General features: G+C 64.9%; 19 protein-coding genes. 5 read left to right on the top strand and 14 right to left on the bottom strand.

The window, feature by feature from the left end; all coding sequences use genetic code 11:
* Window positions 1-255 precede the first annotated feature (255 nt).
* Entirely contained in the window at window positions 256-1140 is an 885-nt protein-coding gene (locus tag P3T23_RS07285; protein ID WP_429315509.1) for a LysR substrate-binding domain-containing protein, read from the bottom strand.
* Window positions 1141-1246: 106 nt separating this feature from the next.
* Between P3T23_RS07285 and P3T23_RS07280 the strand changes: the two genes are divergently transcribed.
* Together P3T23_RS07280 and P3T23_RS07275 are read left to right on the top strand one after the other, a co-directional pair.
* A complete protein-coding gene (locus P3T23_RS07280) occupies window positions 1247-2140 on the top strand; it encodes an NAD-dependent epimerase/dehydratase family protein (RefSeq protein WP_429315508.1) in 894 nt (297 codons plus the stop codon).
* Window positions 2141-2283: 143 nt separating this feature from the next.
* On the top strand, window positions 2284-2466 hold the full coding sequence (locus P3T23_RS07275; RefSeq protein ID WP_429315507.1) for a hypothetical protein: 183 nt from the start codon (window positions 2284-2286) through the stop codon (window positions 2464-2466).
* 43 nt (window positions 2467-2509) lie between these two features.
* Here the strand turns inward: P3T23_RS07275 and P3T23_RS07270 are convergent, their stop codons facing one another.
* The 3 genes from P3T23_RS07270 to P3T23_RS07260 form a co-directional block, all read right to left on the bottom strand.
* A complete protein-coding gene (locus P3T23_RS07270; RefSeq protein WP_429315506.1) occupies window positions 2510-2938 on the bottom strand; it encodes an SRPBCC family protein in 429 nt (142 codons plus the stop codon).
* Window positions 2848-3303, bottom strand: coding sequence for an ArsR/SmtB family transcription factor (locus tag P3T23_RS07265; RefSeq protein WP_429315505.1), 456 nt, complete (start codon window positions 3301-3303; stop codon window positions 2848-2850). Before P3T23_RS07265 ends, P3T23_RS07270 begins: the two co-directional genes overlap by 91 nt.
* Before the next feature lie 192 nt (window positions 3304-3495).
* Window positions 3496-4878 carry an NCS2 family permease gene (locus P3T23_RS07260; protein ID WP_429315782.1) on the bottom strand — a complete coding sequence of 461 codons (1383 nt, stop codon included), beginning with the start codon at window positions 4876-4878 and terminating at the stop codon, window positions 3496-3498.
* Between the two features lie 426 nt (window positions 4879-5304).
* Here P3T23_RS07260 and P3T23_RS07255 point away from each other — a divergent pair, with 426 nt between their 5' ends.
* Window positions 5305-6381 (top strand): PRC-barrel domain containing protein, encoded by a 1077-nt coding sequence (locus P3T23_RS07255; protein ID WP_429315504.1) that lies wholly within the window; start codon window positions 5305-5307, stop codon window positions 6379-6381.
* The gene (locus P3T23_RS07250) at window positions 6381-7640 is read left to right on the top strand and encodes an MFS transporter (RefSeq protein ID WP_429315503.1); all 1260 of its coding nucleotides are present in this window, start codon (window positions 6381-6383) and stop codon (window positions 7638-7640) included. Before P3T23_RS07255 ends, P3T23_RS07250 begins: the two co-directional genes overlap by 1 nt.
* A gap of 87 nt (window positions 7641-7727) precedes the next feature.
* Here P3T23_RS07250 and P3T23_RS07245 read toward each other — a convergent pair whose 3' ends face one another.
* Window positions 7728-8621 (bottom strand): LysR family transcriptional regulator ArgP, encoded by an 894-nt coding sequence (locus tag P3T23_RS07245; RefSeq protein ID WP_429315502.1) that lies wholly within the window; start codon window positions 8619-8621, stop codon window positions 7728-7730.
* 97 nt (window positions 8622-8718) lie between these two features.
* Here P3T23_RS07245 and P3T23_RS07240 point away from each other — a divergent pair, with 97 nt between their 5' ends.
* Window positions 8719-9357 carry a LysE/ArgO family amino acid transporter gene (locus tag P3T23_RS07240; protein ID WP_429315501.1) on the top strand — a complete coding sequence of 213 codons (639 nt, stop codon included), beginning with the start codon at window positions 8719-8721 and terminating at the stop codon, window positions 9355-9357.
* A 32-nt stretch (window positions 9358-9389) separates the two neighbouring features.
* Here P3T23_RS07240 and P3T23_RS07235 read toward each other — a convergent pair whose 3' ends face one another.
* From P3T23_RS07235 to P3T23_RS07195, 9 genes are all read right to left on the bottom strand, one after another.
* Window positions 9390-10280: an endo alpha-1,4 polygalactosaminidase gene (locus P3T23_RS07235; protein ID WP_429315500.1), complete on the bottom strand. Its 891-nt coding sequence runs from the start codon at window positions 10278-10280 to the stop codon at window positions 9390-9392.
* 36 nt (window positions 10281-10316) lie between these two features.
* Window positions 10317-11312, bottom strand: a complete 996-nt coding sequence (locus tag P3T23_RS07230) for an endo alpha-1,4 polygalactosaminidase (protein WP_429315499.1) — start codon at window positions 11310-11312, stop codon at window positions 10317-10319.
* A gap of 126 nt (window positions 11313-11438) precedes the next feature.
* Window positions 11439-12812: an exopolysaccharide Pel transporter PelG gene (gene pelG / locus P3T23_RS07225; protein ID WP_429315498.1), complete on the bottom strand. Its 1374-nt coding sequence runs from the start codon at window positions 12810-12812 to the stop codon at window positions 11439-11441.
* Window positions 12812-14452 (bottom strand): GT4 family glycosyltransferase PelF, encoded by a 1641-nt coding sequence (gene pelF, locus P3T23_RS07220; RefSeq protein ID WP_429315497.1) that lies wholly within the window; start codon window positions 14450-14452, stop codon window positions 12812-12814. The genes pelG and pelF overlap by 1 nt, the downstream gene beginning before the upstream one ends.
* Window positions 14449-15459: a tetratricopeptide repeat protein gene (locus tag P3T23_RS07215; protein ID WP_429315496.1), complete on the bottom strand. Its 1011-nt coding sequence runs from the start codon at window positions 15457-15459 to the stop codon at window positions 14449-14451. Before P3T23_RS07215 ends, pelF begins: the two co-directional genes overlap by 4 nt.
* The gene (locus P3T23_RS07210; protein ID WP_429315495.1) at window positions 15452-16927 is read right to left on the bottom strand and encodes a PelD GGDEF domain-containing protein; all 1476 of its coding nucleotides are present in this window, start codon (window positions 16925-16927) and stop codon (window positions 15452-15454) included. Before P3T23_RS07210 ends, P3T23_RS07215 begins: the two co-directional genes overlap by 8 nt.
* Before the next feature lie 28 nt (window positions 16928-16955).
* Complete coding sequence (locus P3T23_RS07205) at window positions 16956-17507, bottom strand: penicillin-binding protein activator LpoB (protein ID WP_429315494.1); 552 nt, start codon at window positions 17505-17507, stop codon at window positions 16956-16958.
* Between the two features lie 95 nt (window positions 17508-17602).
* Window positions 17603-21589 (bottom strand): tetratricopeptide repeat protein, encoded by a 3987-nt coding sequence (locus tag P3T23_RS07200; protein ID WP_429315493.1) that lies wholly within the window; start codon window positions 21587-21589, stop codon window positions 17603-17605.
* Window positions 21579-24440, bottom strand: a complete 2862-nt coding sequence (locus P3T23_RS07195; RefSeq protein ID WP_429315492.1) for a sugar ABC transporter — start codon at window positions 24438-24440, stop codon at window positions 21579-21581. The genes P3T23_RS07200 and P3T23_RS07195 overlap by 11 nt, the downstream gene beginning before the upstream one ends.
* Window positions 24441-25001: the final 561 nt, after the last annotated feature.

Genomic DNA, 25001 nt, shown 5'->3' with positions numbered 1-25001 from the left:
TGTGTGAAGTCTAGCGTCGCCATCTTGTATATACAACTCGTTTTTGCAGTTTCGACGTTAGGGCTTTCCATTAGACGCCATGGCGCCTTGTGGCACGCATCTCGCTACGATTGCGAGGTCCGCCTGCGGGGCGCGGGTCAGCGCTGCCGACACAGGTCGGCACGGCGTTCGGCCACGACTTGTATATACACGTCAGTCACGGCCGCCAGCAACAGAACAATAAAGCCGGCAGGACCCACGCTGCGGGCTGCGGCGTCAGAACCTCAGCCGCGTGGCGATGAAATCGAGAAAGCACTGCACGCGGCCGGCGAGTGTTGCGCTCTGGTAATACACCGCACTCACCGGTTGCCGCACGTCGACGAGCACGTTGTCGAGAATCGTGACGAGGCGGCCGTCGCGCACATCGGCGGAAGTCATGAAGTCGGACAGGCAGGCAATGCCCCAGTGGCTGAGGACAAGCTGCCGGATCGTCTCGCCGCTCGACGCCGCCATGGCCGGCTCGATCTTCAGCAGGTCGGGGCCGTCGCGCAGCGGCCAGCGGTTCAGCAGGTCCGGCGCGGTGAAACCGATCAGGCGATGCCCGTGCAGCGCGTCGACGCTGCGCGGCTCGCCGTATTCCGCCAGATAGGCCGGGCTCGCGAGCACGCGCAGCTTGCTGCTGCCAAGCGCGCGGGCATGCAGCGTCGAATCCTGCAGCGCCCCGATGCGGATCGCGATATCGACCTTCTGCTCCAGCAGATCCACGATGCGCTCGTTGCTCGTCAGTTCCAGCCGGATCTCGGGATAGAGCGCGCTGAACGCCTTCATCTGCGGCGCAATGCAATGCAGCATGAAGGGCGTTGCCGCGTCCACCCGCAGGCGTCCAGACGGCCGTTCCCGGCGACGCGCGACCGATTCCTCCGCCTCTTCCATCGCATCGAGGATGGCCCGCGCGCGGCCAAGGAACAGCTCGCCCTCCTCCGTCAACTGCAAGCGGCGCGTGGTGCGCCGTATGAGTGCGGTATCGAGTTTCTTTTCGAGGCGCGTGAGCGCGCGGCTCACGCCGGACACCGTCTGCTGAAGCTTCTCTGCGGCCGCTGTGATCGAGCCGCTGTCGATCACCGTGACGAAGGCCAGCAGTTCGTCGGTGGAAGTCTTCATTCTTGATTTCCAGTCAATATTGATTTGAGACTAGCACGGTTTTTGCGAGAATCGCTTCGACGGATACTGGGCACCTCTTTTCCAGATCAACCAGCAGGAGAACGTTGTGAAGATCTTCATTACCGGCGCAGGCGGCTTTATTGGCGGATCGATCGCGGCAGGCCTCGTGCGCGCCGGGCATCACGTGCGCGGGCTCGTGCGCCGCCCCGAACTGGCGGACGCGCTCCGGCGCCTTGGCATCGAACCCGTGATCGGCGATCTCGACGACCGCGCGTTGCTGATCGGTGAGGCGAAGGCCGCCGATGCCGTCATCAACGCCGCCAGCAGCGACCACCGTGGCGCGGTCGAAGCGCTGATCGAAGGACTCGCCGGCTCCGGCAAGCCGCTTCTGCATACGAGCGGCTCGAGCATCGTCGGCGACGCCTCGGGCGGCGAAGGCACCGAGGCGATCTACGACGAAGACAGGCTCCCCGAGCCGACCGCCGACAAGGCAGCACGCGTCGCGATCGACCGGCTCGTGCTCGATGCCGCGAACAAGGGCATCCGTTCGGCCGTGCTGTGCAACACGCTGATCTACGGTCACGGCAAGGTGCCCGGCGCCGAAAGCGTGCAACTGCCGCGCCTGCTGCGCCAGGCGAAGAAGAGCGGCGTCGTGCGCCACGTGGGTAGCGGCGGCAATATCTGGTCGAACGTGCATATCGACGACGTCGTCGAGCTATACTGTCTCGCGCTCGCAAAGACGCCGGCCGGCGCCTTCTACTTCGTCGAAAGCGGCGAAGCGTCGTTCCGCGACATGACGACCGCGATGGCCGACGTGCTCGGCATGGGCAAGCCGCAAGACTGGCCGCTCGACGAAGCGAAACAGGAATGGGGCTACGAAATGGCGTCGTACGGTCTCGGTTCGAACAGCCGCGTGCGCGGACAACGTGCGCGTGAACTGCTCGGCTGGAAGCCGCAGCGCACCTCGGTGATCGACTGGATCCGCAACGAGATGGTGTAAACGTCCTGGAGGCGTTGTAATCGGTGCGACAGATACAGTGACGCGCGCGCAACGCCGCGCCGTCCTGTAGCGAATCCGTAAGCCCGGCTCGCTAGAATCGCGCATAACACAAGGCGCGACGAGACCACCGCCCGGATTCCCTGATGTATCTCGCACTCAATTTCGACTGGCTGACCAATCTGCTTGCGATCCTGTTCGTCGTCGCCTGTCTTTATGACACGCGCTATGACGAGTACGGGACGTTGACGCTGGCGGCCGGCGCAATGGGTCTCATCGTGATGGGCATCGAGCTCTTTCTGAAGCCAGCCTTCGACATGTCGCTGTAGGCTTCGCCGCAAGCGATGCGCCAGGCTGAATACGGCACCCCTCTCAGGCAAACAGGCGTTCGAGCCAGTCAAGCGCATCCGTCCATCCGGACCGATGACTGTCACGCGCGGCTTCGTCGTCGAACTGTTCGTGCGTGAGCGTAAGAACGGTTGCCTCACCCTCGGGGCGCAACACGACCGTAACCAGCGATTCGCGTTCGGGCGCGGTGCGCCACGCCCACGTAAAGACAAGCTTCGCGTCGGGCACGACCTCGCGATATACCCCGCTCACGTCATGCTCCTCGCCGTCCGGCGTGCGCATGATCACGCGAAACCGGCCGCCTGGGCGTACGTCCGCTTCGGCATGCACGACACGGTTGCTGGCGGGATGCCACCACTTCGCTATTTGCGCCGGTTCCGTCCAGGCGCCGTAGACTTTCGCGGGCGACGCGTTGAGACGGCGCTGGAGCGTGAGACTGGGTCGGGCGGACATGCTTCTTCCTCCACAAAGGCTGCAAGCCGGTCAAGCTGTTCGGACCAGAAGCGCTGATAGTGGGTCAGCCACTGCATCGCTTCCTCCATCGGCGCGGCGGACAGACGGCATGCAACCGTGCGCCCGGTTTTGCTCCGCGTAACGAGCCCCGCACCCGACAGCACGTCGAGATGCTTCATCACCGCCGGCAGCGACATGGCAAAGGGCTGCGCAAGTTCGCTGACCGACAGGTCGCGCTGATCCGAAAGACGTGCGAGCAGCGCGCGCCGCGTGGGGTCCGCGAGCGCGGCGAATGTGCGGTCCAGCGCCGCTTCCCGGGTCGCTTCCTGGGTTGCTTCCTGGGTTGCTTCCTGATACTTAACCATGGAGTTAAGCTTAGACGATCAGTGCCTCATGTCAAGCGCGCCTGCAATGCGGGTCGCGCGGGCGGGATCCAAAGAACAAGGCGCCTCACGGTGAACACCGTGAAGCGCCTCGTGCTGCCCGACCCGACCAGGTGGCGATCAGTCGTTCATGCGTGAATCACGATCGGCGAATCGCGTCCGCGAAGCCGCGCATCAGATCGCCCAGCCGCCGAGATAGAACACCGCGAGCACGAGTGCGATCGCCACGGTGCCGACGTTGAGCTTGCGAAACTCGCCGCTCACTACCCGGCCGATCACGAGGGTGCAGAAGCCGAGCATGATGCCCGTCACGATATTCGCGGTCAGCACGATGAACACGGCGCAGACGAGGCCCGACATCGAGTCGATCATGTCGTTCATGTCGAGCTTGCTGACGCTGCTCAGCATCAGGAGACCCACATACATCAGCGCGGGCGCCGTCGCATACGAAGGCACGAGGCCAGCCAGCGGCGAGAAGAACATGACGACGAGGAACAGCAGACCGACTACGGCCGCCGCAAGCCCCGTCTTCGCACCGGCGGCCACGCCGACGGTCGATTCGATATAAGCCGCAGCCGGCGCGCCACCGAAGAAGCCCGAAAAGATCGAGCTGAGCGAATCGGCTGTCAGCGCACGGCCGCCGTTGATGATGCGGCCGTTTTCATCGAGTTGCCCCGCCTGCCCTGCGACCGCGCGAATCGTCCCCGTGGCATCGAACACCGCCGTCATCACCAGCGCCAGCACGCTAGGCAGCACCGCGAGCGACAACGCACCCTTGATGTCCATCGAACCGATCAGCGAAGCGTGACCCGGCGCGGACAGAGACGGCAACGCAAACACACCGTGGAACGCCACAGCCGGATCGAGAACCATCGCCAGCGCCGAGATCGCCACGATCACGAGCAGGATCGAACCCGGCACGCGACGGCGCACCAGGCCGAAGATGGCCGCGAGACCCGCCACCGACATGATCACCGGCAGCGAGGTGATGTGACCCAGTTGCACCGGCAGCCCCGGGCCCGGATTCTTGACGACCAGACCCACGTCGTTCGCCGCGATCAGCAGCAGAAAGAGGCCGATCCCGATGCCTGTGCCATGCGCAATGCCCGACGGCAGGTTACGCAGGATCCACGAGCGCACGCCCGTCACCGAGATGCCGGTGAACACGAGGCCCATCAGGAAGACCGCGCCAAGCGCGACCGTCGGTTGCAGCCCTTTGCCGAGCACGAGCCCGAATGCGGTGAACGCGGTCAGCGAGATCGCGCAGCCGATCGCGATCGGCAGTCGGGCCCAGATGCCCATCAGCATTGAACCGAAAGCGGTGGTCAGGCAAACGGCGACGAACACCGCGCTCGTATCGAAGCCCGCCTTGCCGAACATGCCGGGAACGACGAAGACCGAATAGACCATCGCCAGAAACGTGGTGACGCCCGCGACGATTTCCTGACGCTGCGTGCTGCCGCGTGCGGAGATTTCGAAATAGCGGTCGAGAATGCCCTTTCCGTCGAAAGTCTGGGTGCCGACATCGCTAATCGGCTGGGCCTGGGGTTCCATCATGATGAGTGCCTCCTTTATCAGCATGCTGAAACGGTCGGAAAGCCGGCCGTCATCAGGGTTCGTCTCGTTACGTTTATTGATTGATTTCGCTTCCTGCTGTGCCGAAATGTAGGTGAACACAAACATATCTCCTATCGCATGGATGGCATGCCGGACATGTCGCGACGCTTATATTCTTAGGGACGCGGCAACGCGCGGACCCAGCCCGCGCGTATACACCTACGGCCTTCACCCCTGAAAAACAGGTGGCAACGACGGGCGGAACGGGCCTCGAACCCCGCGCAATGGGCCGCCAAATGGGCCGCCAATCGGGCGCGCCGGTCGTCGCGGGTTAAACTCTGGCGCGTACGCACTATCAACCGAATCGCTGCGGGCAAGGCAACACGACCGGTCGCGCCCCCGCAATGGCACATGGAGTTCCTCTTGATGAGTGGCGGTTTCCCACGTCCAGCCTTCCGTCTGCCGTTCTTTCTCGTCCTCGTGGCGCTCGTCCTGTCAGGCTGCAGCCTGTTCAATCCCACGCAGGAGCCCGCGCCGGTCCGCGAAGCAGAGGCAATCCCGGTCGAGCAGGAACCCATCGAGCCAGTCGCGACCGAGCCGCCGGAGCAGCCCGAGACGCCGGAACACCAGGCGCAGAAGAAACCCAAAAAGCCGGTTGTCAAACCCCACAAGGTCGAAGAGCCGCCACCGCCCCCGCCGCCGCCTCCACCACCTCCGCCGCCTGCGCCGATCATCACGACGCGGATCATCGACCGCAATGCGGCCCACGGGCTGCTCGACAGCGAAGTGCAGCGGCCGGACGGCAAGGTCGTCGGCCGGGCGGTCGACATGATTACCGACGCGAGCGGCACGCCGCGCGAAATGGTGGTCAATCTGCAGGGCTTTCTCGGGATTGGCGACCGTAAGGCCAATTTCCCGTGGACGGCTTTCCGCTTCACGCCCGGCGCGAAAACCGCGCCGATCACGCTCAACGTGCCGCCCGGCAAGACGCCCGCGGCCGTGGGTCCGAAACTGGCCGGACCGTTTGCGGGCACGACGACGCCGCCTGTCGACCCCGGGCAGGTGCCTTTGCTGGATGCAACGGTCGAACGGTCGAACGGCGAGAAAGTCGGCCGTATCGTCGACGTGCTGATCGACGGTAATGCACAGCCGCAGGCGGTCGTGCTCGACGTGGGCGGCATCATCAATCTGGATCGCCGCACGATTGCCGCGAACTGGTCGGCGATGCGCTTCGGCGTGAGGAACAAGGCGCTCATGCCGTTGATCGATCTCAACGAAGCGCAGATCAAGGCGTCGCCACCCTACGCCGCCGACCAGCCGATCCGTGCCGTTTCGCCGGTTGCGCCTGCCGCACCTGCCGCACCGGCTGCATCTGCTGCATCTGCTGCACCTGCTGCACCGGCTGCACCGGCTGCACCAGCGGCCCCAGCTGCTCCCGCGCCTGCGCCCGTCGCAGCCGCTTCGCCATCCACGGCTACGGCCTCTTCTGCGCGGCCCAGGTGATGACGAACCAACATCTCATCCATGCGCGCAGCCTGCGCGCGCTCGACTGGCTGAACTTCTTCGTCGCCAATGTGCAGACGGGCTTCGGGCCATTCATCGCGTCGTACCTCGCGTCGCACAAATGGACGCAAGGGGAAATCGGCCTCGCGCTCTCCGTCGGCACGATCAGCGCAATGGTGAGCCAGGTGCCGGGGGGCGCCGCCGTCGACGCATTACGCAACAAAAAGGCCGCTGCGGCATGGGCGATCATCGCCATCATCCTGAGCGCGCTGCTGCTCGCGGCCAGCCCAACCGTGCTGCCGGTGATGATCGCCGAGGTCTTCCACGGCTTTGCGAGCTGCATGCTGGTGCCGGCGATGGCGGCGATCTCGATCACGCTCGTCGGACGCCACGATCTTGGCGACCGGCTTGGCCGCAATGCGCGCTGGGCGTCGATAGGCAGCGCGGTCGCGGCCGGCCTGATGGGTCTCTTCGGCGAATACTTTTCGCCGCGCGCCGTGTTCTGGCTGACGGGTGCGCTTGCGCTGCCCGCCCTTGTCGCGCTCAGCATGATTCATACGAATCCGGCGCCGACACCTGTCGCGGTGAAACACAAGAAGAAGACCGACCCAGGCGAGCGCGAGACGCTGCTCGAACTGCTGCGCGACAAGCGGATGCTGATCTTCGCGGCGTGCGTGGTGCTGTTCCATCTGGCGAACGCGGCAATGCTCAATCTCGCCGCTGGCGAAGTGACTGCGGGCATGGGCGACAACGTCCAGCTCGTGATCGCCGCGTGCATCATCGTGCCGCAGGCGATCGTCGCGATGATGTCGCCGTGGGTGGGACGCTCAGCCGAACGCTGGGGCCGGCGGCCGATCCTGCTGCTCGGCTTCTCCGCGCTGCCCGTGCGTGCGCTGCTGTTCTCTGGGGTGAGCAGCCCTTACCTGCTGGTGCCGGTGCAGATGCTCGACGGCTTGAGCGCCGCGGTGTTCGGCGTGATGTTGCCGCTCATCGCGGCCGACGTGGCCGGCGGCAAGGGACGCTACAACCTGTGCATCGGACTCTTCGGGCTGGCGGCCGGCATCGGCGCGACCTTGAGCACGGCAGCAGCCGGGTTCATCGCCGACCGCTTCGGCAATGCGACCAGCTTCTTCGGCCTCGCTGGTGCCGGCGCGCTGGCTGTGCTGCTGGTGTGGGCCGCGATGCCGGAAACGCGCGACAGCGATACCGCCAGCGAAACGGCGGCCGTGCCGGAGGCGCCAGGCAACCGGAGCAGCTAGCGATCCATGATCGATGATCGATGAAGACGCGCGGTCGCTGCATAGGGACCACAGCGGCGCTTTCATGCGATCGGATGGCTGCCTGCGTCAATCGAGAAATTCGGCGGCCCGCTTGCGCAGTACGGCGCTGAACTCGTCGAGCCAGCCGATCGACAGGCGCCAGCTCTGCCAGTAGAGATCGACGTCGAGGTGCTTGCCCGGCGTCATTTCGACCAGTTCGCCGCGCGCGAGGTGCGGTGCGACCATGCGCTCGGGACACATGCCCCAGCCCATTCCCGTCATGCATGCACGCAGAAAACCCGCCACGTGTGGAATCCAGTGCAGTGGCGGATCGATTTCCGCACGCGTGACGCGGCGCATGTAGCGCTTCTGAAGCTGGTCTTTCGGATTGAAGTCGACGCACGGTGCGCCGCGCAGCGTGTCGCGCGTGACGCCGTCCGCAAAATGCCGCTCGAGGTATTGCGGTGCGCAGACGGCGAGATAGCGCATCCGTCCGAGCCGCGTGGAGCGGCAACCTTGCACCGGTTCGGCCTGCGTCGTGACCGCGCCCTGCACGCTGCCGTCGCGAATGCGCTGCGCGGTGTGGTCCTGATCGTCGATGACGAGGTCGAGCAGCATCTCGCGCTCGACGCAAAAGCCCGCGACGGCGTCAATAAACCAGGTGCCGACGCTGTCGTCGTTGACTGCGACGCGCAGCGTCGGCCACGATTCGACGAGCGCGCCGGGAAGCGTGGGCAGGCGGCCGCCCAGTTCGGCCTCGAGAAGCTGGACGCGTTCCGTATGCCGGCACAGCAGCGCGCCCGATGTGGTCGCGACACATGGCTGGCCACGTTTGACGAGCACGCTGCCGACCCGCTCCTCCAGAAGCTTGACGCGCTGCGACACGGCGGACGGCGTCACGTTCAGCTCGTTCGCCGCGCGTTCGAAGGAACCGTGACGAACCACCGCGGCGAGCGCATCGAGCAGGGCATAGTCGAGCATTAGCGTTCCTTAATCCGCGTTAACTAAATTAGCTTTTCTTACCAGAGACGAAACCGCAGACTAGCGTCATTCGTCTCAATCGTCTATCGGATCGTATATGGACTGGCTCGCTTTTTCACATGGTGCGGCGTTGTGCGCTTCGCTGATCGTCACGATTGGCGCACAGAATGCTTTCGTGCTCAGGCAGGGGATCATGCGCTCGCATGTCGGCAAGATTGTTTTACTTTGCACCGTGTCGGATTTCATTCTGATCGGCGCGGGTGTGGGAGGTGCTTCCGCGCTTGTCGAACGGTATCCGGTTTTCGTGCATGCCATGCTTTATGTGGGGATTGCGTATCTTGCCTGGTTTGGGATGGGGGCGCTGAAGCGCGCCTTCAAGCCGGGGCATGCGGTGCTCGAGGTTCAGGGGGCGGGTTCGGCTGCTTCCGTTTCTGCGTCTGCCGGCGGGCAGCGGGCGTTGTCCGTCGTCCTCATGACGCTTGCGCTCACCTGGCTTAATCCCCACGTTTATCTGGATACTTTCCTGCTGATCGGCACCGCTGGGGCGCGTGAATTACCCTCCGGGCGGGTTGCGTTTGCCCTCGGCGCCATGGCTGTCAGCGCCGTCTGGTTTGTTCTGCTCGGATATGGCGCCCGTGTGCTCGCGCCCCTCTTTCGACGTGCTACCGCGTGGAGGATTCTGGATGGGGCCATCGGAAGTATGGTTTTGCTGATCGCTGTTACGCAATTGCGGTGAGATGTGGACGTCCTCCAGATCGACCACCTGTTTCAATTCGAGCCGCGAACCGGGCCCACACCGACAGTCTGAAGCGCCCCGTCCGTCACGTACGGCACGATACCCGTTGCACTGATCGCGGCGACGGCGAGCTGCGCGCATTCTGCATCGCCCGGCGGGCAGTAGTCGATCGAGACGACCGGCAGACGATAGCGCTCGCGAATCGTCGCTGCCTGCGCAAGCAGCCAGTCGCGGTCGGCCTGTGGCACTTCGGTGTAGCGTTGTTGCACCTGATCCCAGCCCCGATACAGCGACTCGAACGCGACCGCATACACGAGCGTGTGCACCTGCGGCAGAATCTCAAAGCCACGGTTGAAAATCAGTCTGGCTTGCGGATAACGCGCCCTGATCGCGCGAATGACGGAGACGAGCCCCGCCTGTTGCCGCGCCCGCGCTTCGTCCGTCGTGGCGACCAGCTGATATGAATCGAGCGTATCGAGAAAGAAGCCGCGATAACCCCGCTTCCAGAGCGGCGCAATCACGTGCTCGACATAGAACGCAGGCCAGCCATCGGCGTCCTGATCGATCACCGTCGATGCCCACGCCGCATTGCGTCCCATGAGCCAGGCTTTCTGAATCGCGGCGTAGTACGGGCGCTGCGGCGCCACCTCGCCGACGCTCACGTAGGCAAACCAGGCCGTGTGCGTGCTCCTGTGCGCAAGCGGATCGAAGCCGCTATCCGGTTCAATCACCACCACATCGAACGCGCTCAAAGGAGCAACCGGCGGATTGGCGCCATAAAAAAATGCGATGGACGGCGCGCTGCCCGCCGGTTGCGCATGCGCTACAGAAGACAGCACGCCAACCACGACCACGCGCGCGACGCGCAAGAGGCGGCCAAGCGCGGTATGCGCAAGATTACGGTCACTGTTCTTTGACTTCAAGAGATCCATTCCTGTCGATGCAATCACTCAGCCGTCTCAGCCGCTACCCTTGAACCATGGCCACCAGCAGATCGAGTCCAGATCAATCGTTTCAACGGACGGACTGAATCCAGCGCGCGTACTGGCGTTCCAGGCGCGCCGTGCAGCGGCATTGGCGGAACAGGACGTAGCATAGTCGAGTGTGCCGACAAAAAAGTGGCGTCGTCCGGCGATGCGCGCTGCATCCGACCAGGCGCGCAGTTGAGAGACGAGCGAACGGCTTGTCGACGGCAAAAAGACATCTTCCGCGAATACGCCGTCCACCAGCAATGGGAACGCCACCCGCCCACCGGTCGCGCCGAGGGCAGACACAGGTGCATTGTTGAGCACGATCGAAAGCTTCGGATAGCGGCTGCGCAAGGTTGCGACGAGATCGAGACCGCCCTGCCTGCACGCGGCATCGCACATCCCCTCCCGCGCGTCGCGATCGTGATCGATGACTTCGACATTGTCGAGCATCAAGCCGTCGACGCCCGCGGCGACGAGACGAGGCGCGACGTAGTCGGCGATCAGATGCTGAAACTGGGCGTTGCCGACGTTCATCCAGTATTCCGGGTATCCCTGATAGCGGCCGAGCCACGCGGCCTTGTTCGCGCGGCACGAAACGAAGCCCGCAGGCACCCTGCTCCAGTACGATCGCGACTGTTCGCATGCGCCGAAATTCAGGTAGCTGAGTACCTTTGCGCCATGCGCTTTCAGTAACGCAATCTGCGTGGCGTCGAACGCGGGACCGTAATCGGTGTCCGGATCGGGATCGGCGTCGATGATGATCACCTTGAACGTGCGGCCCAGCCGCTCCACGTCGATGTCCGCCGCGGCGCCGTAGTAGGCCACCCACGTGGGTCTGGGCGGCAGCGCGCGAGCCTCTGACATCGCCTTGTCTGTGGCGCTACCCGATGCGCCATCCGGCGTGCCCACCTGCAAGCCAGCGCTCTGCCTCAACTCCGCCGCATTTTCTGCACCGGCCTGTACGGCCGTGCCGTGTGCCAACACGAACCCGGCCGCCACGCTGAAAGCCGCCCGCCCCAACCTGCGCGTCCGTTGCTGCCAGGTTCGAAGCGCTGTCAGGCAAGCGACGCGCACTCCGGGCTCAAGGATACGGCTCACGTCGTCAACGCTCTAGTGACGCAGCATGTAAGTCTCGTATTCGAGCGACGCGAATTTGCGATCGAGCACGGTAACGGCGGCTATCACGACCACCAGCAGCGCGAGCGCAAATCCGTATCCATACGAATCGGGACCCAGCCAGAGGGTGATGCCGGTGAAGAGACCATTCAGCACGACAAACGCCGCTGTCAGCTTCAGGACGATACGGCGTCCGTCGAGATAGAAGAACACATTCAGCAGCCCAAGCAGCAACACCTGCAGACTCGCCGACACCACGTCCACGATCAGCAGCGGCATGTAGAGCGCAGAGATATGCAGCGCTTCGAGCAGCCTTTGCCCGAACGCGACGATGAGCAGCAACACGATGGCCTGAACCTTGATGATTTCATAGAGGCCCGTACGCACGCTGCCGACCATCATGTCGCGCATGTCGTTGATATGGCGCAGCGTGGCGCCATTACGCACGGCATCAAAAAAGGCGTCGTAGTACTCGACGAAATCCGCTTCGATGCGCACCAGAAAAGTCGCCATCCCGGGCATCACGCAGACATACGCGATAAACACCGGAATGTCGTAGATCACGGATGCATGCAGCGGTCCGATCACCTTCGAACCCGTGCCCGGCGCGTACCAGAACATGAACTTGTCGAGCCACACGCCCAGGTTGAACAGCAGGCCCACGAGTGCGAGGCTCGGATACGCAAAGCGCTTCTGGAACACCTCGAAGGAGATGAAGCGCGCGCTCTGATAATCGCGGTAGATCAGCCCCGACAATCCGCCGAGCAAAACCAGATGCCCGGCGACGAAACCGCCCAGCAGCCCCACGAGACCGTGCCCATTCAGCAACAGCGCGAACGCGACCGTACACGCATAGCCGATCAGAAACACGAACAGGATCTGCCGGTATTGCTTGACGCTCGACAGGAAGATCACCGCGATCCAGATGTTGCTCACCACCACGAAGCCCGCGATCATCAACAGCCGGTAGACGAGCGGCTCGGCGCGAAACGCCACGGCCATCGCGACGAACCCGAGCAGCCCGGATGCGATGGTCGACACCAGCACCACGCCGTTGTAGTTCGACAGCACGAGGTCGGCACGCTTTTCGAACAGGCGGTCCGAAATGAAACGCGTGAACGAAAGCTGCAGCGGTCCCGTCAGGATCAGGCTGAGCGCGATGATGTAGGTCACCGACACCTGGAATTCGACGATCGCGAATTTCGGTATCACGGACGCGAGACTCAGCACGCCAATGATCAGAATGCCGAAGATCGACAGGATGAGCGGCCCTGAACTGATGAGGCCGGCGTAGGCATAGGCCCGCGCGACGCCGGTCAGCGTCTCGCGGCGCAGTATCTTGCGGAGTTCGAAACCAATCCCGGCCATCAGCGTGCCTCCTGCGTATCGGTGGCGGTGGCGGCCGCACGGGCGCTGTGCGGCACCGGGCACTTCCCGACCTGTTCCGCCGTGCCGTGCGATCCAGGCGCACGGTCGGGCGCGGCAGCCAGACGGTCATAAAGAATGCGATATCGCTCGACCATCTGCGCGCGGGTGTAGTAGCGCCGCACGCGCGCAAGACCTGCCTGCTGCGCGGCGAGCCAGCGGGTATCGTCGCCCAGCAGCGACAGCACGGCCGACGCGAAAGCCGCCGGATTCGCCAGTTGCACGACGAGCCCCGCCGCGCCCAGCGCGCGATCTTCGTCGCCTTCGCCTTCGATCAGCTGGCGGCACGATCCCACGTCGGTGGTGATGGCGGGCACGCCAGCCGCGAAGCCTTCCAGCACGACGAGCGGCAGCGCCTCGCTGATCGACGTCAGCGCAATCACGTCGATCTTCGGCAGCACGTCGTCAATGCGCTGAAAGCCGAGAAACTTCACGTTGCCGGCGAGACCAAGGCTCTCCACGAGCGCGCGGCATTCCAGCGCATAGGCCGGATCTTCCTCTTCCGGTCCGATAATCCAGCCCTGGATATCGGGCAAGGTGCGCGACGCGATGAAAATCGCCCGAATGAAGGTCTTGATGTCCTTGATCGGCACCACCCGGCCGATCAGCGCGACCACGCGATGCGGACCCGACCCGCGCTTCCCGACGAGCGGCGCGAGACCGGCGACGTCGATGCCGTTCGGAATGCTCTGGGTCCGGCTGGCCTTAGCGCCATCGGCAATCTGGCGCTGGCGGTTGGCTTCGTACAGCGCGACGATTTCGTCGGCGGCATCGTAGGCCAGCTTGCCGATCGCCTCGAAGAAGCGCACCCACAGCTCGCGGAAATAGCTGACCTTTGAGATGTCGCGCTCGAACACGCCGCGATTGTCGCGAATCCAGCGGCTTTGCAGCAGATCGATCTTGCGTTCCTTTGTATAGATGCCATGCTCGGACACGAGCAGCGGACGCCCCGTGCGGTGATGCAGGATCGCGCCGAGAAAACCGGCATAGCCTGTCGACACCGTGTGATACACGCGCGCCGGCGGCAGCTGTTCCGCGACGCGCGCGAGCTGCCACAGCGGCTTATGCATGATGCGCACGGTCCAGAAGTAGTCGGTAAATGACGGGTCGGTGCAGTACTGCTCATACTGGTCGACGATGTTCTGCCATGCCCGGCGGCTGGTCAGAAATTGCGCCTCGCTCAACGCCCCGCTCTCGCCGAGCATCGGAATCATGCTGGCCATCAACACGCCGGCGTCCTGTTCGCCACGCCGGTCGCGTAATGCCGCGTGTAGCTCCGCCGAGCGGGCGAACGCAGCGGCGTCCCCATCCATTGCGTGCGGCTGACGCTCGTCGGCGGCGCCGTGCTCGTAGAGATAGTGCGTTTCGAAATGCACGACGTTCTCAGGCAGCGCATACGCCGCGCCCGGATAGTCTTCCTCGCGGCTGCCGATAAACACGATCGAAAAACGGGTGGACGGATAGGCCCGCACCATTTCGTTGACCCAGCTCGATACGCCGCCGCGCACGTAGGGAAACGTGCCTTCGAGGAGCAGGCAGACATCGGCGTCGACGGCCCGGCGCAGCAGGGACAGTTTCGTCATGACCAGTAGCTCACAACCGGTTTGAGTGTAGGAAGCACGGCCGCATTGCCGAGCGACGCAAGCAGCGCGGCAACCTGCGGATAGTCGCCGTTCAGGAACGCCACTTCGGCCAGCCACGGAACCAGCCGTTCGCGCGGAAAGCCCAGCTCCTGGGCGCGTGACATGCACGCCTGCCCCTCCTCCGGCTTGCCGTCGGCGAGCGCGAGGCGGCCGCGGATCAGCCATAGCGCGGCGTCGGAAGCGTCGGTGGCGAGCGCGGCACGGGCATAGCGGTCTGCCTGTTCGAGCGTGTGTCGATACACCGCGCCCTGAACGAGGTTCTGATACACCAGCTCGAAGTGCAATTCCGCCAGACGCCGGTTCAGCGCGTGGCGCTCGCCGTCGTCGGCCGCGACTTCCAGCGCTTTGCCGGTATGAAAGATCTTCTGCATGATTTCGTTTTCGGCATGATCGAGCGTGCCGTAGGCAATCAGGCGGACATCTTCCAGCGGATCGGCGAGCAGTTCGCGCAGCAACGTACCTGTCGTGCGGGTCGGCATGCCCTGGATGGCGACCAGTGCGGAGAGCCGGTCGGTGGCGCTCACCTGGGTGTTCGCGAGCCGCGCCTGCAGGCGCGCGCCGCCGCCGTGCGAGACGCGCGACACGAGCCATGTGACGAACTCGGGGCGCGCCACGTCGCCCAGCAGTCCGCTTTCTTTCGAGCCGGGGAAGCAGGCGGCCCAGATGCAGCTTGCAAGCACGATCAGGCCTCCGCCGAACGGCACGAAGGTGCATATGAGCCACAGCAACAGCAGCGACCATGCGCGCGGTTCCCGGTAGCGCGCCGGTAAAAACGCGTGAAAGACGGCGGCTTCCGCCAGACCGGCGAGCGCCTGGAGCACGAAGAAAAGCAGCAATGAATCGACGCCGCGCACGGGATGCAGGAGCTGCGCAAGCGCCGCGCCCTGCGCAAACATGGCGAGCACGGCCAGCAGCGCCGCGACGATGAGGGTCCGGGCTTTAGACATCGACGCCGCTTCGCTTGAGAAGACGCAACAGCGCCTGGCCAGGATCTGTGCCGTCGAGGTGCAACGTGTGCACACCGATGCGCGCCCGTTCGAGATCGGTATTGAATTGCGCCGCGAGGCTCCCTTCGATACGCGCGAGGTAACCGTCGATGCCGGTCGTATCGGTGGCCGGCATCAGGTTGACGAGCACCGACTGCGTCGCGCTACGCACCGGCCACATCACGTCCAGCGAACGGCGGCGGCGCATCACGTGCTCGAACAGCGAATCGCCGGCTTCGTCGCGCGGGAACGCGAGCGCAACCAGCGACGAAGCGACGCCCGCGTCGCGTTGCATGCGCGTGAGGCGGCCAAGGTCGAGCGCAAAGTCAGACGGGCAACCGGGCACCGTATCGACGATCCTCTGCACGAATTTCGCATGCTTGACGCCGTCGGCGTAATAACCGAGCAGCACGAGCAGCAGTTGCAGATTGTCGAAGTTGAGCGACAGGAATGGCATGCGCTTGACGACCAGGAGCGCCAGCAGCACGCCGTCGGCGGACACGAGCGGCGCACACACCAGGTACTGCGTATTTGCGAGCGGCGTGTCTTCGCTTTTCAGGTGCGCGATGGCCTGCGTGCCGATTGCGTGAGTGACGAGTTCGTCCTTCGGAACGAACTCGAAGCGGTCGCCAATGCGTGCAACCGGCTCGGCAAGCGGCCGCCCGCCGCGCACCGGATAGACAGCCGCCACTTCGATCTGGCATGCCTGGGCGACGAACTCGAGCAGGCCATGTGCGCCCGGCAGCATCTCGCCTTGCGTCTCGCCTTGCATCTGCCCTTGCGCCGTTCCTGCCACGCCAATCGAAGCGGCCTCCGCACTGCCCTCGACCGACAGGCGGCGCAATTCGGTAATCGAATCGCGCAGCGTGGTCGGCTTCGAGAGCAGATCTTTTTCCAGCCTTTCGTGCGACAGACGCAGCAGATAGTGACTGTTCGTCAACGCGACGAGACGGTCGTTCAGATAGTCGTTGAGGGCGGACGCGCGCGCGGCACGGCTACCCCATGTGTCGCCGAAGTGACCGACGAGTATCGTTTCGATGATCCCGCCTGCGAACACCATCACAGGAAACACGCTGCCATGCGGATAGAACAGCTGCCACACGGCGAGCAGCAACGCGTCGGCGAGAAGACCGGGCAAGGCGCCGTAGCGCAGCGCGATGACGAGCGGCGCGAGCCACAGCCAGGGAAAGCCCGCGCCCAGCAGCAACGGATCGCGCGGCTCGACCAGCCACGCGAGGCCGCACACGATCACCATGAAGACGATCGTCTCGACGATAGCGAATGGCCGCGTCACGGCAGGGGCCAGAAAGCGGCGCACCCGTCCGAGATTGCCGAACGGATTGGCATTGCGCTGTTGCGATGCGCCAGAGGCGGGTTGCACGGCTGCGGTATTCACGGCCTGTTCCTTATGACTTGTCGAGGTGCTCATGGACAGCTTGCTGCCGACTGTTGCGCAATCAACGATGCGCGCCCAGCGGCGAGAGAACATCGCCGATCAGCGCAGTCGCAATGCTCGACAGGCCCGAACGGCTCCAGCCCGTGCGCGATCCGGTTGCGCTCCACACGACCTTGCCGGTCGACACGTCGATCAGCTCGAAGGTCACGCCCACCACCGGCTCGCCGTCCACACCGGCCTTGTAGCGCCATTCCTCGACCGCGCCGGTCAGCACAAACCGGACGTGCTGCGAGCGCGCCCATTCCAGTTTTTTCTCTGTGCTGTCGCGCGCCGCGCTATCGAACATCGCGTTCGCGCTGGTATCCGCCGGCGCGAGGCGCACATCGGTCAGGCCGCTTACGCGCAATGCATTTGCCGCGATCGAGCCGGCGCTGCGGCCGGCGTCGGGTGTCTCCGTGAAGTTGGCGATCGGCGCGACCGCCACCGTATCCGCGGCCGCCAGCGTCGGCGCATCCGTCTTTCTGATCGTGCCGCAGGCGGCCACGACCAACACCGACGCCGCCACTGCGGCGCACCACGAAGCCCGGCGGGCAAACCTCTTGATACCGATCATGGAACTGCTCCTCGAATAACGTCGAATTGTCTGTGTCTGTCAATGGGAGCGCGCCAGAGCCAACCGCCGCTTCGCCCGCCCCGGTGATACGAACTTCAATAGAACCAGCTGTAGCGCGCCCCGATCTCGGTGACAGGCGTCCCGAGGCGCGACACGCGTTCATGCTCCAGATACACCGCCGCGTGATCGCCGCCGAACACGGTGCCCGCCACGCCGACACTGACCTGCGGGCCCCATCCCTGAATCGAGTCGTGCACGATGCCGACGTCGAAGAACGGACGCCAGCGATGCGTGTACTGCTCGAGCAGATCGTTGCCAAAGCCGAAGAAGAGCCCGTACTGCGCGTAGGTGTCCGGGATGAACGAGCCTGCCAGCCCTTCTGTCGCCGGCACGAGACTCGAGATCAGCGCGTCGGGCTGGCCACTCGCGGCATAGCGGCCGCGGATGCCCACGAGCCGCAGCGTGTAGTCCGGATACTGGATATGCAGCTTGTAAGCGATCTCGCCGGTCGCCAGGATCCCGCTGCCCAGAAACGAGCGTGCCTGGCTGTAGAAGCGGTCGGCCTCGACCGTGCCCGACACCTGGATGCGGTCGGTCGGCTGATAGACGATGCCGCCGATCACGTTGTCCTTCATGCCGCCCACCTGCAGCGTCTGCGTCTCGGGGGCGGTTTCGTTGCGGCCCGCGTGCACCGTGAAGCGCAGCGGCGAATTGCGGCGGCCCGCTTCGGCGTCCAGTGCGAGTGTGTAAAAACTGTCGAGCGCCTCGCGCCGTCCTGCCGCTACCTGGAATGCCGTGTCGAGCGTCTGACGCCGCGCGAAGAAGTCGATCGAACGGTCGACGCCCGGCACATTGATCAGCTGCGTCTGGTCGGCGGACCACTGGAAGCGCTGCGTGCCGGTCACCCCGATCATGTAGCGGTCCGCGATCTTGCGGCTCGCGCCGAGGGTCTGCTCGATGTAGTCGAGCGGATGCTCGACGTAGCTCGTCACCGTGGCGTCGATCGACTGCGGCCATAGAAGCGCCGTGTCCACCACCCGCGTATGCAGGTCGGTATTGTCCGGCGCGCCTTCGAGGCCCCTGTACGCCAGCTTCTGCGCGGCGCCCGGCCGGTCCACCGCGGACAGGGCATCGATCCGGTTGTCGATCGGCAGCCGGCCGGCTTCGCGGTCGAGCAGCTGGTTCATGGTCGTGACATCGTTATCGGCGAGCGCGATCGCCAGTCTCGCGTCGCCGGGCTGAAGCAGGCGGCTCGCGTACTGACGTGCGAGCCAGCGCTTCGCCAGCGGCTGCGATTCGGTCGACAGCGCCCACGCCACCGCGACGTCCTTCGCCACGGCAGACTTGAGCCGGCCACCGTCCGCGTTGCCCGCAGCCGCGTCCGGCGCCGCTGCGACCGGCGGCAGCCCACGCACGTCGCCCAGCATCGTGCGGCGTTCGAGCGGCGTTGTCTGTCGGCTCGGGTCGTGTGCGAACAGGTCGTCGAGGAGTGCCTTCGACACGTCGCCATTTTCAAAAATCGCAGCCAGCGTCACCCGTTGGCCCGCGAGCTGCTCGCGGGCGTCGGCATCGCGGCCCGCACGGCGCTTGAGGGCAGCGCTGGCGCCGCGTCCATTCGATACCACGGCCTGCTCTTCGCTCTGCATCTGGACCCAGACCTTGCGACGGATCGACAAGGCTTGGTCGGGCCGGCCGGCCGCTTCCTGGGCGTCGGCATAGGCGAGCAGCCACAGTGGATCGCGCGACATCGTGGCCGCTTCCAGACGCAGATAGCCGAGCGCCGCCTGCGGACGGTCGAGTCGCAGTTCCGCTGCGGCAAACGGTTCCCACAGCGACGAAGAGCCGGCCGCCGGGTCGCGCCACGCCGACAGCGCCGTGCGCAGTTCGCTGGCGCTGCCGTAGTCGATCAGCATCCACAGCAGCGCCGTGCGCAGTTCGTTGGGCGCGCCGGGCAGCTTCACCGCACGTTGCAGGTCATGCAGCGCATCGAGCGGACGGTCGGTCAGCCGGTAGTATTCCGCGCGCGCGCCGAGGAAACCCGGATCACTTTCCGCCGCTGCAAGCTGCGCCGGAGAAAGGCTCCCGAGCAGCGCGGCGACGCGGTCCATCGCCTGCGCTTCGGTGTAGTAGTAGAGCGCGTTCTGCAACGCACGCGGCGTGCCATCGCGCCTGTACTGCAACTCGGAGGTGCGCGCCGCGTCCATCGGCCACGGGTCGTAGAAGTACGTCATGTCGCCGAGGTCTTCGTCCGTTGCTGTGCCCGTCGCGAGCAGATGCGCGTAGCCGTCGTTGGTCGGCTTGTCCTGCTGCAGCAACCGCGCGAGCTGCGCGTAGTTGCGCCAGAACGCCTCGTCGTCTTCCTTCGCGCCGCCGCGCGCCTTCTGCAGCGCGTCGAACGCGCCCTTGTAGTCGCCATGCCGGTACAGCAGGCTCGCCGTGCGCAGCGCGTACGTTGCGTTGCCCGGGCTGTGCTGCTGCAACCGTCGATAGACCGCGAGCGCTGCGTCGTCGTGCCCTGCCCGCTCGTTCAGCGTACCCATGCGGTCGTCGATGGCGTCGCCCTCGCTCGCGCGCGGATGCGCCGCGAGGAACGCCAGTGCATCTTCGGGGCGGCCGAGACGTTCGTAAGTCGCGACAACATCGTCCACGAGCTTCAGGTTGTCCGGCTCGGCATGCGATGCATGCACGAGCGCGGCGATATAGGCGTTATCGTCATCAAGCATCGGAGCGATACGCAGCACATTCGCCCACGCGGCCGGATCGTTCGACGTCTCGGCATAGGCCAGCCATGATTTCAGTGCGAGCGGCGACGCGTGGTTCCATTCCGCTACCTGGGCAAGACGCCTGAGCCAGACGGCCGAATGCGGATCGCGCGCAACCTGTTCGCCGGCTGCCTTCTGTGCGCTCGCCAGGTCGCCCGCTTCGACAAACGACTGAAAGACCAGACTCGCCACGTCGCCATTTCTAGCCGTAGCCGCCTTGCCTGAAGAAGCCACTGAAGCCGCAGCGCCCGGGGCTGCAGCGGGATTCATCGTGTCGGTCGTTGCTGCCACGCGCCATGCACGCACCGCAGGCCATCCCGAAGTGCCGGCATCAACACGCATGCGCGACCGGCCGCTCGCCTGCGGACCGTCCATGTACGCATACGGCGCTTCGTGGCCAACGTCAGCCATGCGCGGCCGGGCGAATGAGGCGCATCGCATCGCCAATGCGCCCTCCGGTCGCACGGCGGCAAAACGGGCAAGCGCCTTCGCATAGCGGTCGGAGAGATCCGGCCGGTTCGCGGCGCGCGCCAGGTTCAGCAGCACGATCAGCGTGTCCCTGTCGTCGGCAAGCGCGCCGATATGCTGGTCGGCCGCTTCCAGCGCCTCGTTCAACAGGTTGCCGGACTGCAGTGCGCGGATACCTGCCAGAAAGTCGCGGCGCTGTTCGTCGAGCGTGGCCGCTGCGGCCTGCTCCCGGAACCACGCATCGGCTGCGTGCCGATAGTCGCCGACAAACAGCGCGAAGCGCGAGACCTGTGCATTCCAGTGACCGTGCCGGACCGGATCCTGCTCGACGAGACGCTCATACAGCTGCACCGCCAGTTGCGGTGCATCGGCGGATGCCGCGCGCTGCGCCAGCGACTCGAGATCAGGCGTGGGCCAGGTCAAGCTGGCCGCAACCATCAATTGCGCACGAAGCTTCGCAAACGCCGCGGCGCGGCGCGGATCGTCCGGAGGGATCGCAAAGGTCTCCTGCTCGGCGATCGACAGCCGCAGCAGGGTCGCCTTGCGGTGCATCGGCTCGCGGTTCAGCGCGTCCATCCGCGCTGCAACGTGCAAGGCGTCGTCGAGACGGCCCAGGTGCGCGTACTGCTCGCCGAGCAACGCCAGGAATTCCGGATTCGCCGGCTGCACTCTCAGCCATGCTTCGAGATAGGCAACGCTCAGCTCGCTCGGCGTCGTGCTGGCCAGCATGCTTTCGCGCAGGCCGCCACGCGGCCAAGCCGCGTAGAAGATCAGCAGCACGACGGCGGCGAGCAGCATCACGAGCCACAGAGGCGCGATACGGGGACGCTGACTGGGAGGATTAGTGGCCACAGGCAATCTCGACGGGTCGATAGTCCACCTGCTGTCCGGCAACGCCTGCCGTGTCGAACCGCAGGGCGCCGCCATCGCGTTGGGCGGAAACCGCGCGCCCATCCACGCTCACGCTGCACATCTGCGCGTTAGCGAGTTTCACGAACGGCTGGTAGTAGCCGCCGAATTCGAAGCGCATGCCCGTCGGCATCCGTTCGAAGCGGCGCACGAAGCCGTTGGCCTCGGCGATATACGGCAGCTTCGCGTTGGCGCCGGCCTCTTTGCCACGTGCTGCATCGATCACGGCAAACGAGAAGCGGGCACTGCCGTCGTCGAGATGGATATAGGTGCCGTCAGGTCCCGGTGCAAAGCCGGTTAGACCCACCGATGAAGCGAGCGCAGGCGCTTCGGTCTTCGGCCAGTGCAGTTCGCGCACGAAGCCGTTGCCGCGCACCACCCACTCGCCTTCATGGCTCCCCACCCCACGCGCGACCGCGAAGGAACGCCAGTCGAGCACCTTGCTGATGTAGTCCGTGATGTGCACGGGCAGCACCGGCTGCTTCAGCACCGCCGTGAAGATCTGGTCCAGCGCCCGCAGCGACGCTACCTTGGTGCCGCTGTACATGTGGTAGTACACGTCGATCGGCTTGAAGCGGCGCGGCTTCTCCGTCATGTCGAAGGTTTCGAGCACGCGCGTGAAGCCGTAGAACGGTCCGAGCCACTCGTTCGTGTAGACGTTTTCGTCCTGATTCGGCGCGTAGACCTGGTACGCGCCGGGACCCTTGTCGACGCCGATGGGCGCGATATTGGTCCAGCTGTTGTCCGTCTTCGTAATGACGGTGTCGCCGCCATTGAGGTTGAAGACGCCCGCCTCATACACCTTGCGCACCACGATGCCCGGCGGCTGGCAGTCGCCTGACCATTGCAGCACGACCGTCTTCTTGCCCGCAGGCGCGAGGCGCTCGTTGATGTAATCGATCGAGCCGGTGATTTCGCGGTCGATGTTGAACTTGTAGCCCGGAATATTCAGCGAGAACGCGGCATCGCCACCACCGCGATCCACCCGCTGGCCGGTTGCGTCGACGTTGTCCCACTCGAACGGATGCGAATAGGTATGCGTGCCGATGGCGACATTCGGCAGCGCGAACATTTTGCGGGCGATCTGTTCGAGACGCGGCGAGATATCCGGATGCAGGCCTTTCGCCCCCACCTCGCCTTCGATGACCGAGAACGTCATCGGCACCTTGTAGCGCGTGAAAATCTGCTGGTAGAGCGCCTCGCCCGAGAAGTCCGCGCCCGGGAACTCGGCGCGCGACGCGAAGCCGTCGCCGTCGACGTGGCTCATGAAGAGACGCCGGCCGTTTTCGGTCGTCACGCTCGGCGAAGGCATCGTCTGCAGACGCAATGCGGCGCTGAGAAATGCGATCGGCTCGATGGCCCAGCGCTCCTGGTCGACGCCGACGAGCGACTCGACCGTATACGGGTTCAACGCGTAGCCGCCCCACGGCGTGATCGCCACCTGGTCGAGCAAGGTGCCGTTGGCCGATACGCGCAGCAGCGAGCGGCTCTTCGGGCCGACGCGCACGCCGGCCAGATCGCGTGCATCCGGCTTCGGGCTGGTTTCGAAACCCACCATCGGATCCTGCGCCACCACCGTGACCGGCCCCGTTGGCGTGCCCGGCACGGCCTCGAGGTCGAGCGCGGCGCCGCCGTCTTCCGCGGCGTCGAAGCCGAACTGTCCAAAGAACACGACCGGAACGTGATCCGTGATGCGTCCCGCGACCCAGTGGCGCCATTGCTCCGCATCGGGCACCGCGTCCTGCTGGAACCACGCCACCACGCCCGCATAGCGGTCCGGCGTGATGCCGGCCGGCAGCGGGGAATCGAAGTCGGCGTACTCGACGTCATAGCCCAGGTAGTTGAGCGGCATCGCGAGATCGCGCACACCCGGCGTGCCGTCGAGCGGCTCTTTGGTGTCGCGGTCCTGCACGATGAGAATCTTGCGCGGCAGCACCTCGATAGCCCCGATGCCGACCACGTCGCGCGCCACGTCCGTCACAAAAGGGACGATGCCCGTTGCGGTCACCTTGGCGGCGGTCGTGCGGGCGCACTCGCGGTCCGCGCCGGCACAGTATTCGAGCGACACGACCGGCACGCTGGTCTGCTGCATGAAGGCGCGTGCGGCTGCAATACGGCTCTCGCGCAGGGCATCCGGCACGTCGATCGACTGCCCGCCGGTTTCGTCGACGCCGCGCACCAGCGATTCGCCGACCACCGCGTACAGCGCACCGGCATGCGGCACTGCCACCTGCAGCGCATTCGGGCCGCCGACGATCAGGCGCGCGTCGGGATGCGCTGCATGAATGGCGTCGATCGCGGCGATCGCTTGCGGTGTGTCGAGCAGAAAGCCGCGATAGCCGCGTTGCCAAAGCGGCTCGATCTGCCCCGCGACGAAATCGGCGGGCGCAGCTGGCGCTTCAGACCCGTCCGTGCGTGCGATCCAGACCGTGTGTTTCAACGGATGGGCAGCGGGATCGAAGCCCTTCGCGGGGTCGAGAACGACGGCGTCGAACGCCTGAAGCTCGCCGACGGGCACATCGGATGCATAGAAGAAAGCGAGATTGACGGACGGGTCGGCACGCGCCGCCGTCGCGCCAGCGATATTGGCGCGCGGATCGGCAGACAGGCCGATCGCGACCGCGGGCGCGGCGGCGGGTCTGGCCGGGTGCTGCGCGTGAGCGGCAACCCACGGCAGTGCGCCGGTCGCAAACAGGCCGATGGCGCGCGCGAACCCGCTCCACCCGTTCCGGCGTTCTGTCCTGCGCGGAGTCAATGCTGCAGGCCCGCTCAATCTCGTCGTGGTTCTTGACATCCTGTTTCCGATCCAAGGTTGCGGACGCATCAAAAAACGCGTCGATCACGGTATTGCCGGCCACGCCAGGGCCTTCTGACGGCGTGCACCCAACGCGTGCCTGCGGTGTGACCACGTCGGGCCGCGCTCAGGCGGCGGACGCAGTCTGCATCCCGCGCTTCACAGGCACGCGGGGTTCAGACGGATCGGAGGTGAGCGCTTCGTCGTGACAGATGACGGGACGAGGAGCGGGGAAAGCGCCATACTGGTGGCGCCCTCAGGCTGCGTTCCAGACGAGTGCTGAATTCTGGTCGACATCATTTCCGTATTCGCTTCTTTAGATGACTTTCTAATTGAGCGCGGGAATCTTCACCCCCAGATTCCGAAGATCCTTGCTCCACGCCCGTCGATCTACCCCGTCACCGACGTCCCCATGGTTTGCCTGTACTGACCATATCGCCGGCTGGATTCACCCAGGTTTAAAAATTCTCTGAAATGGCGAATCGGTCCGCATTCTAACCGCCGCCTCAGATAAAAGCACGGCAACCGCGAGGAGAAAAAACCGGGCGGAAAACGATTGCG

The organism is Paraburkholderia sp. GAS448 (assembly GCF_050435685.1).
Classification (GTDB): domain Bacteria; phylum Pseudomonadota; class Gammaproteobacteria; order Burkholderiales; family Burkholderiaceae; genus Paraburkholderia.
Note: the sequence above shows the minus strand (reverse complement) of the source record. Positions and strands in the feature narration are given on the sequence as shown.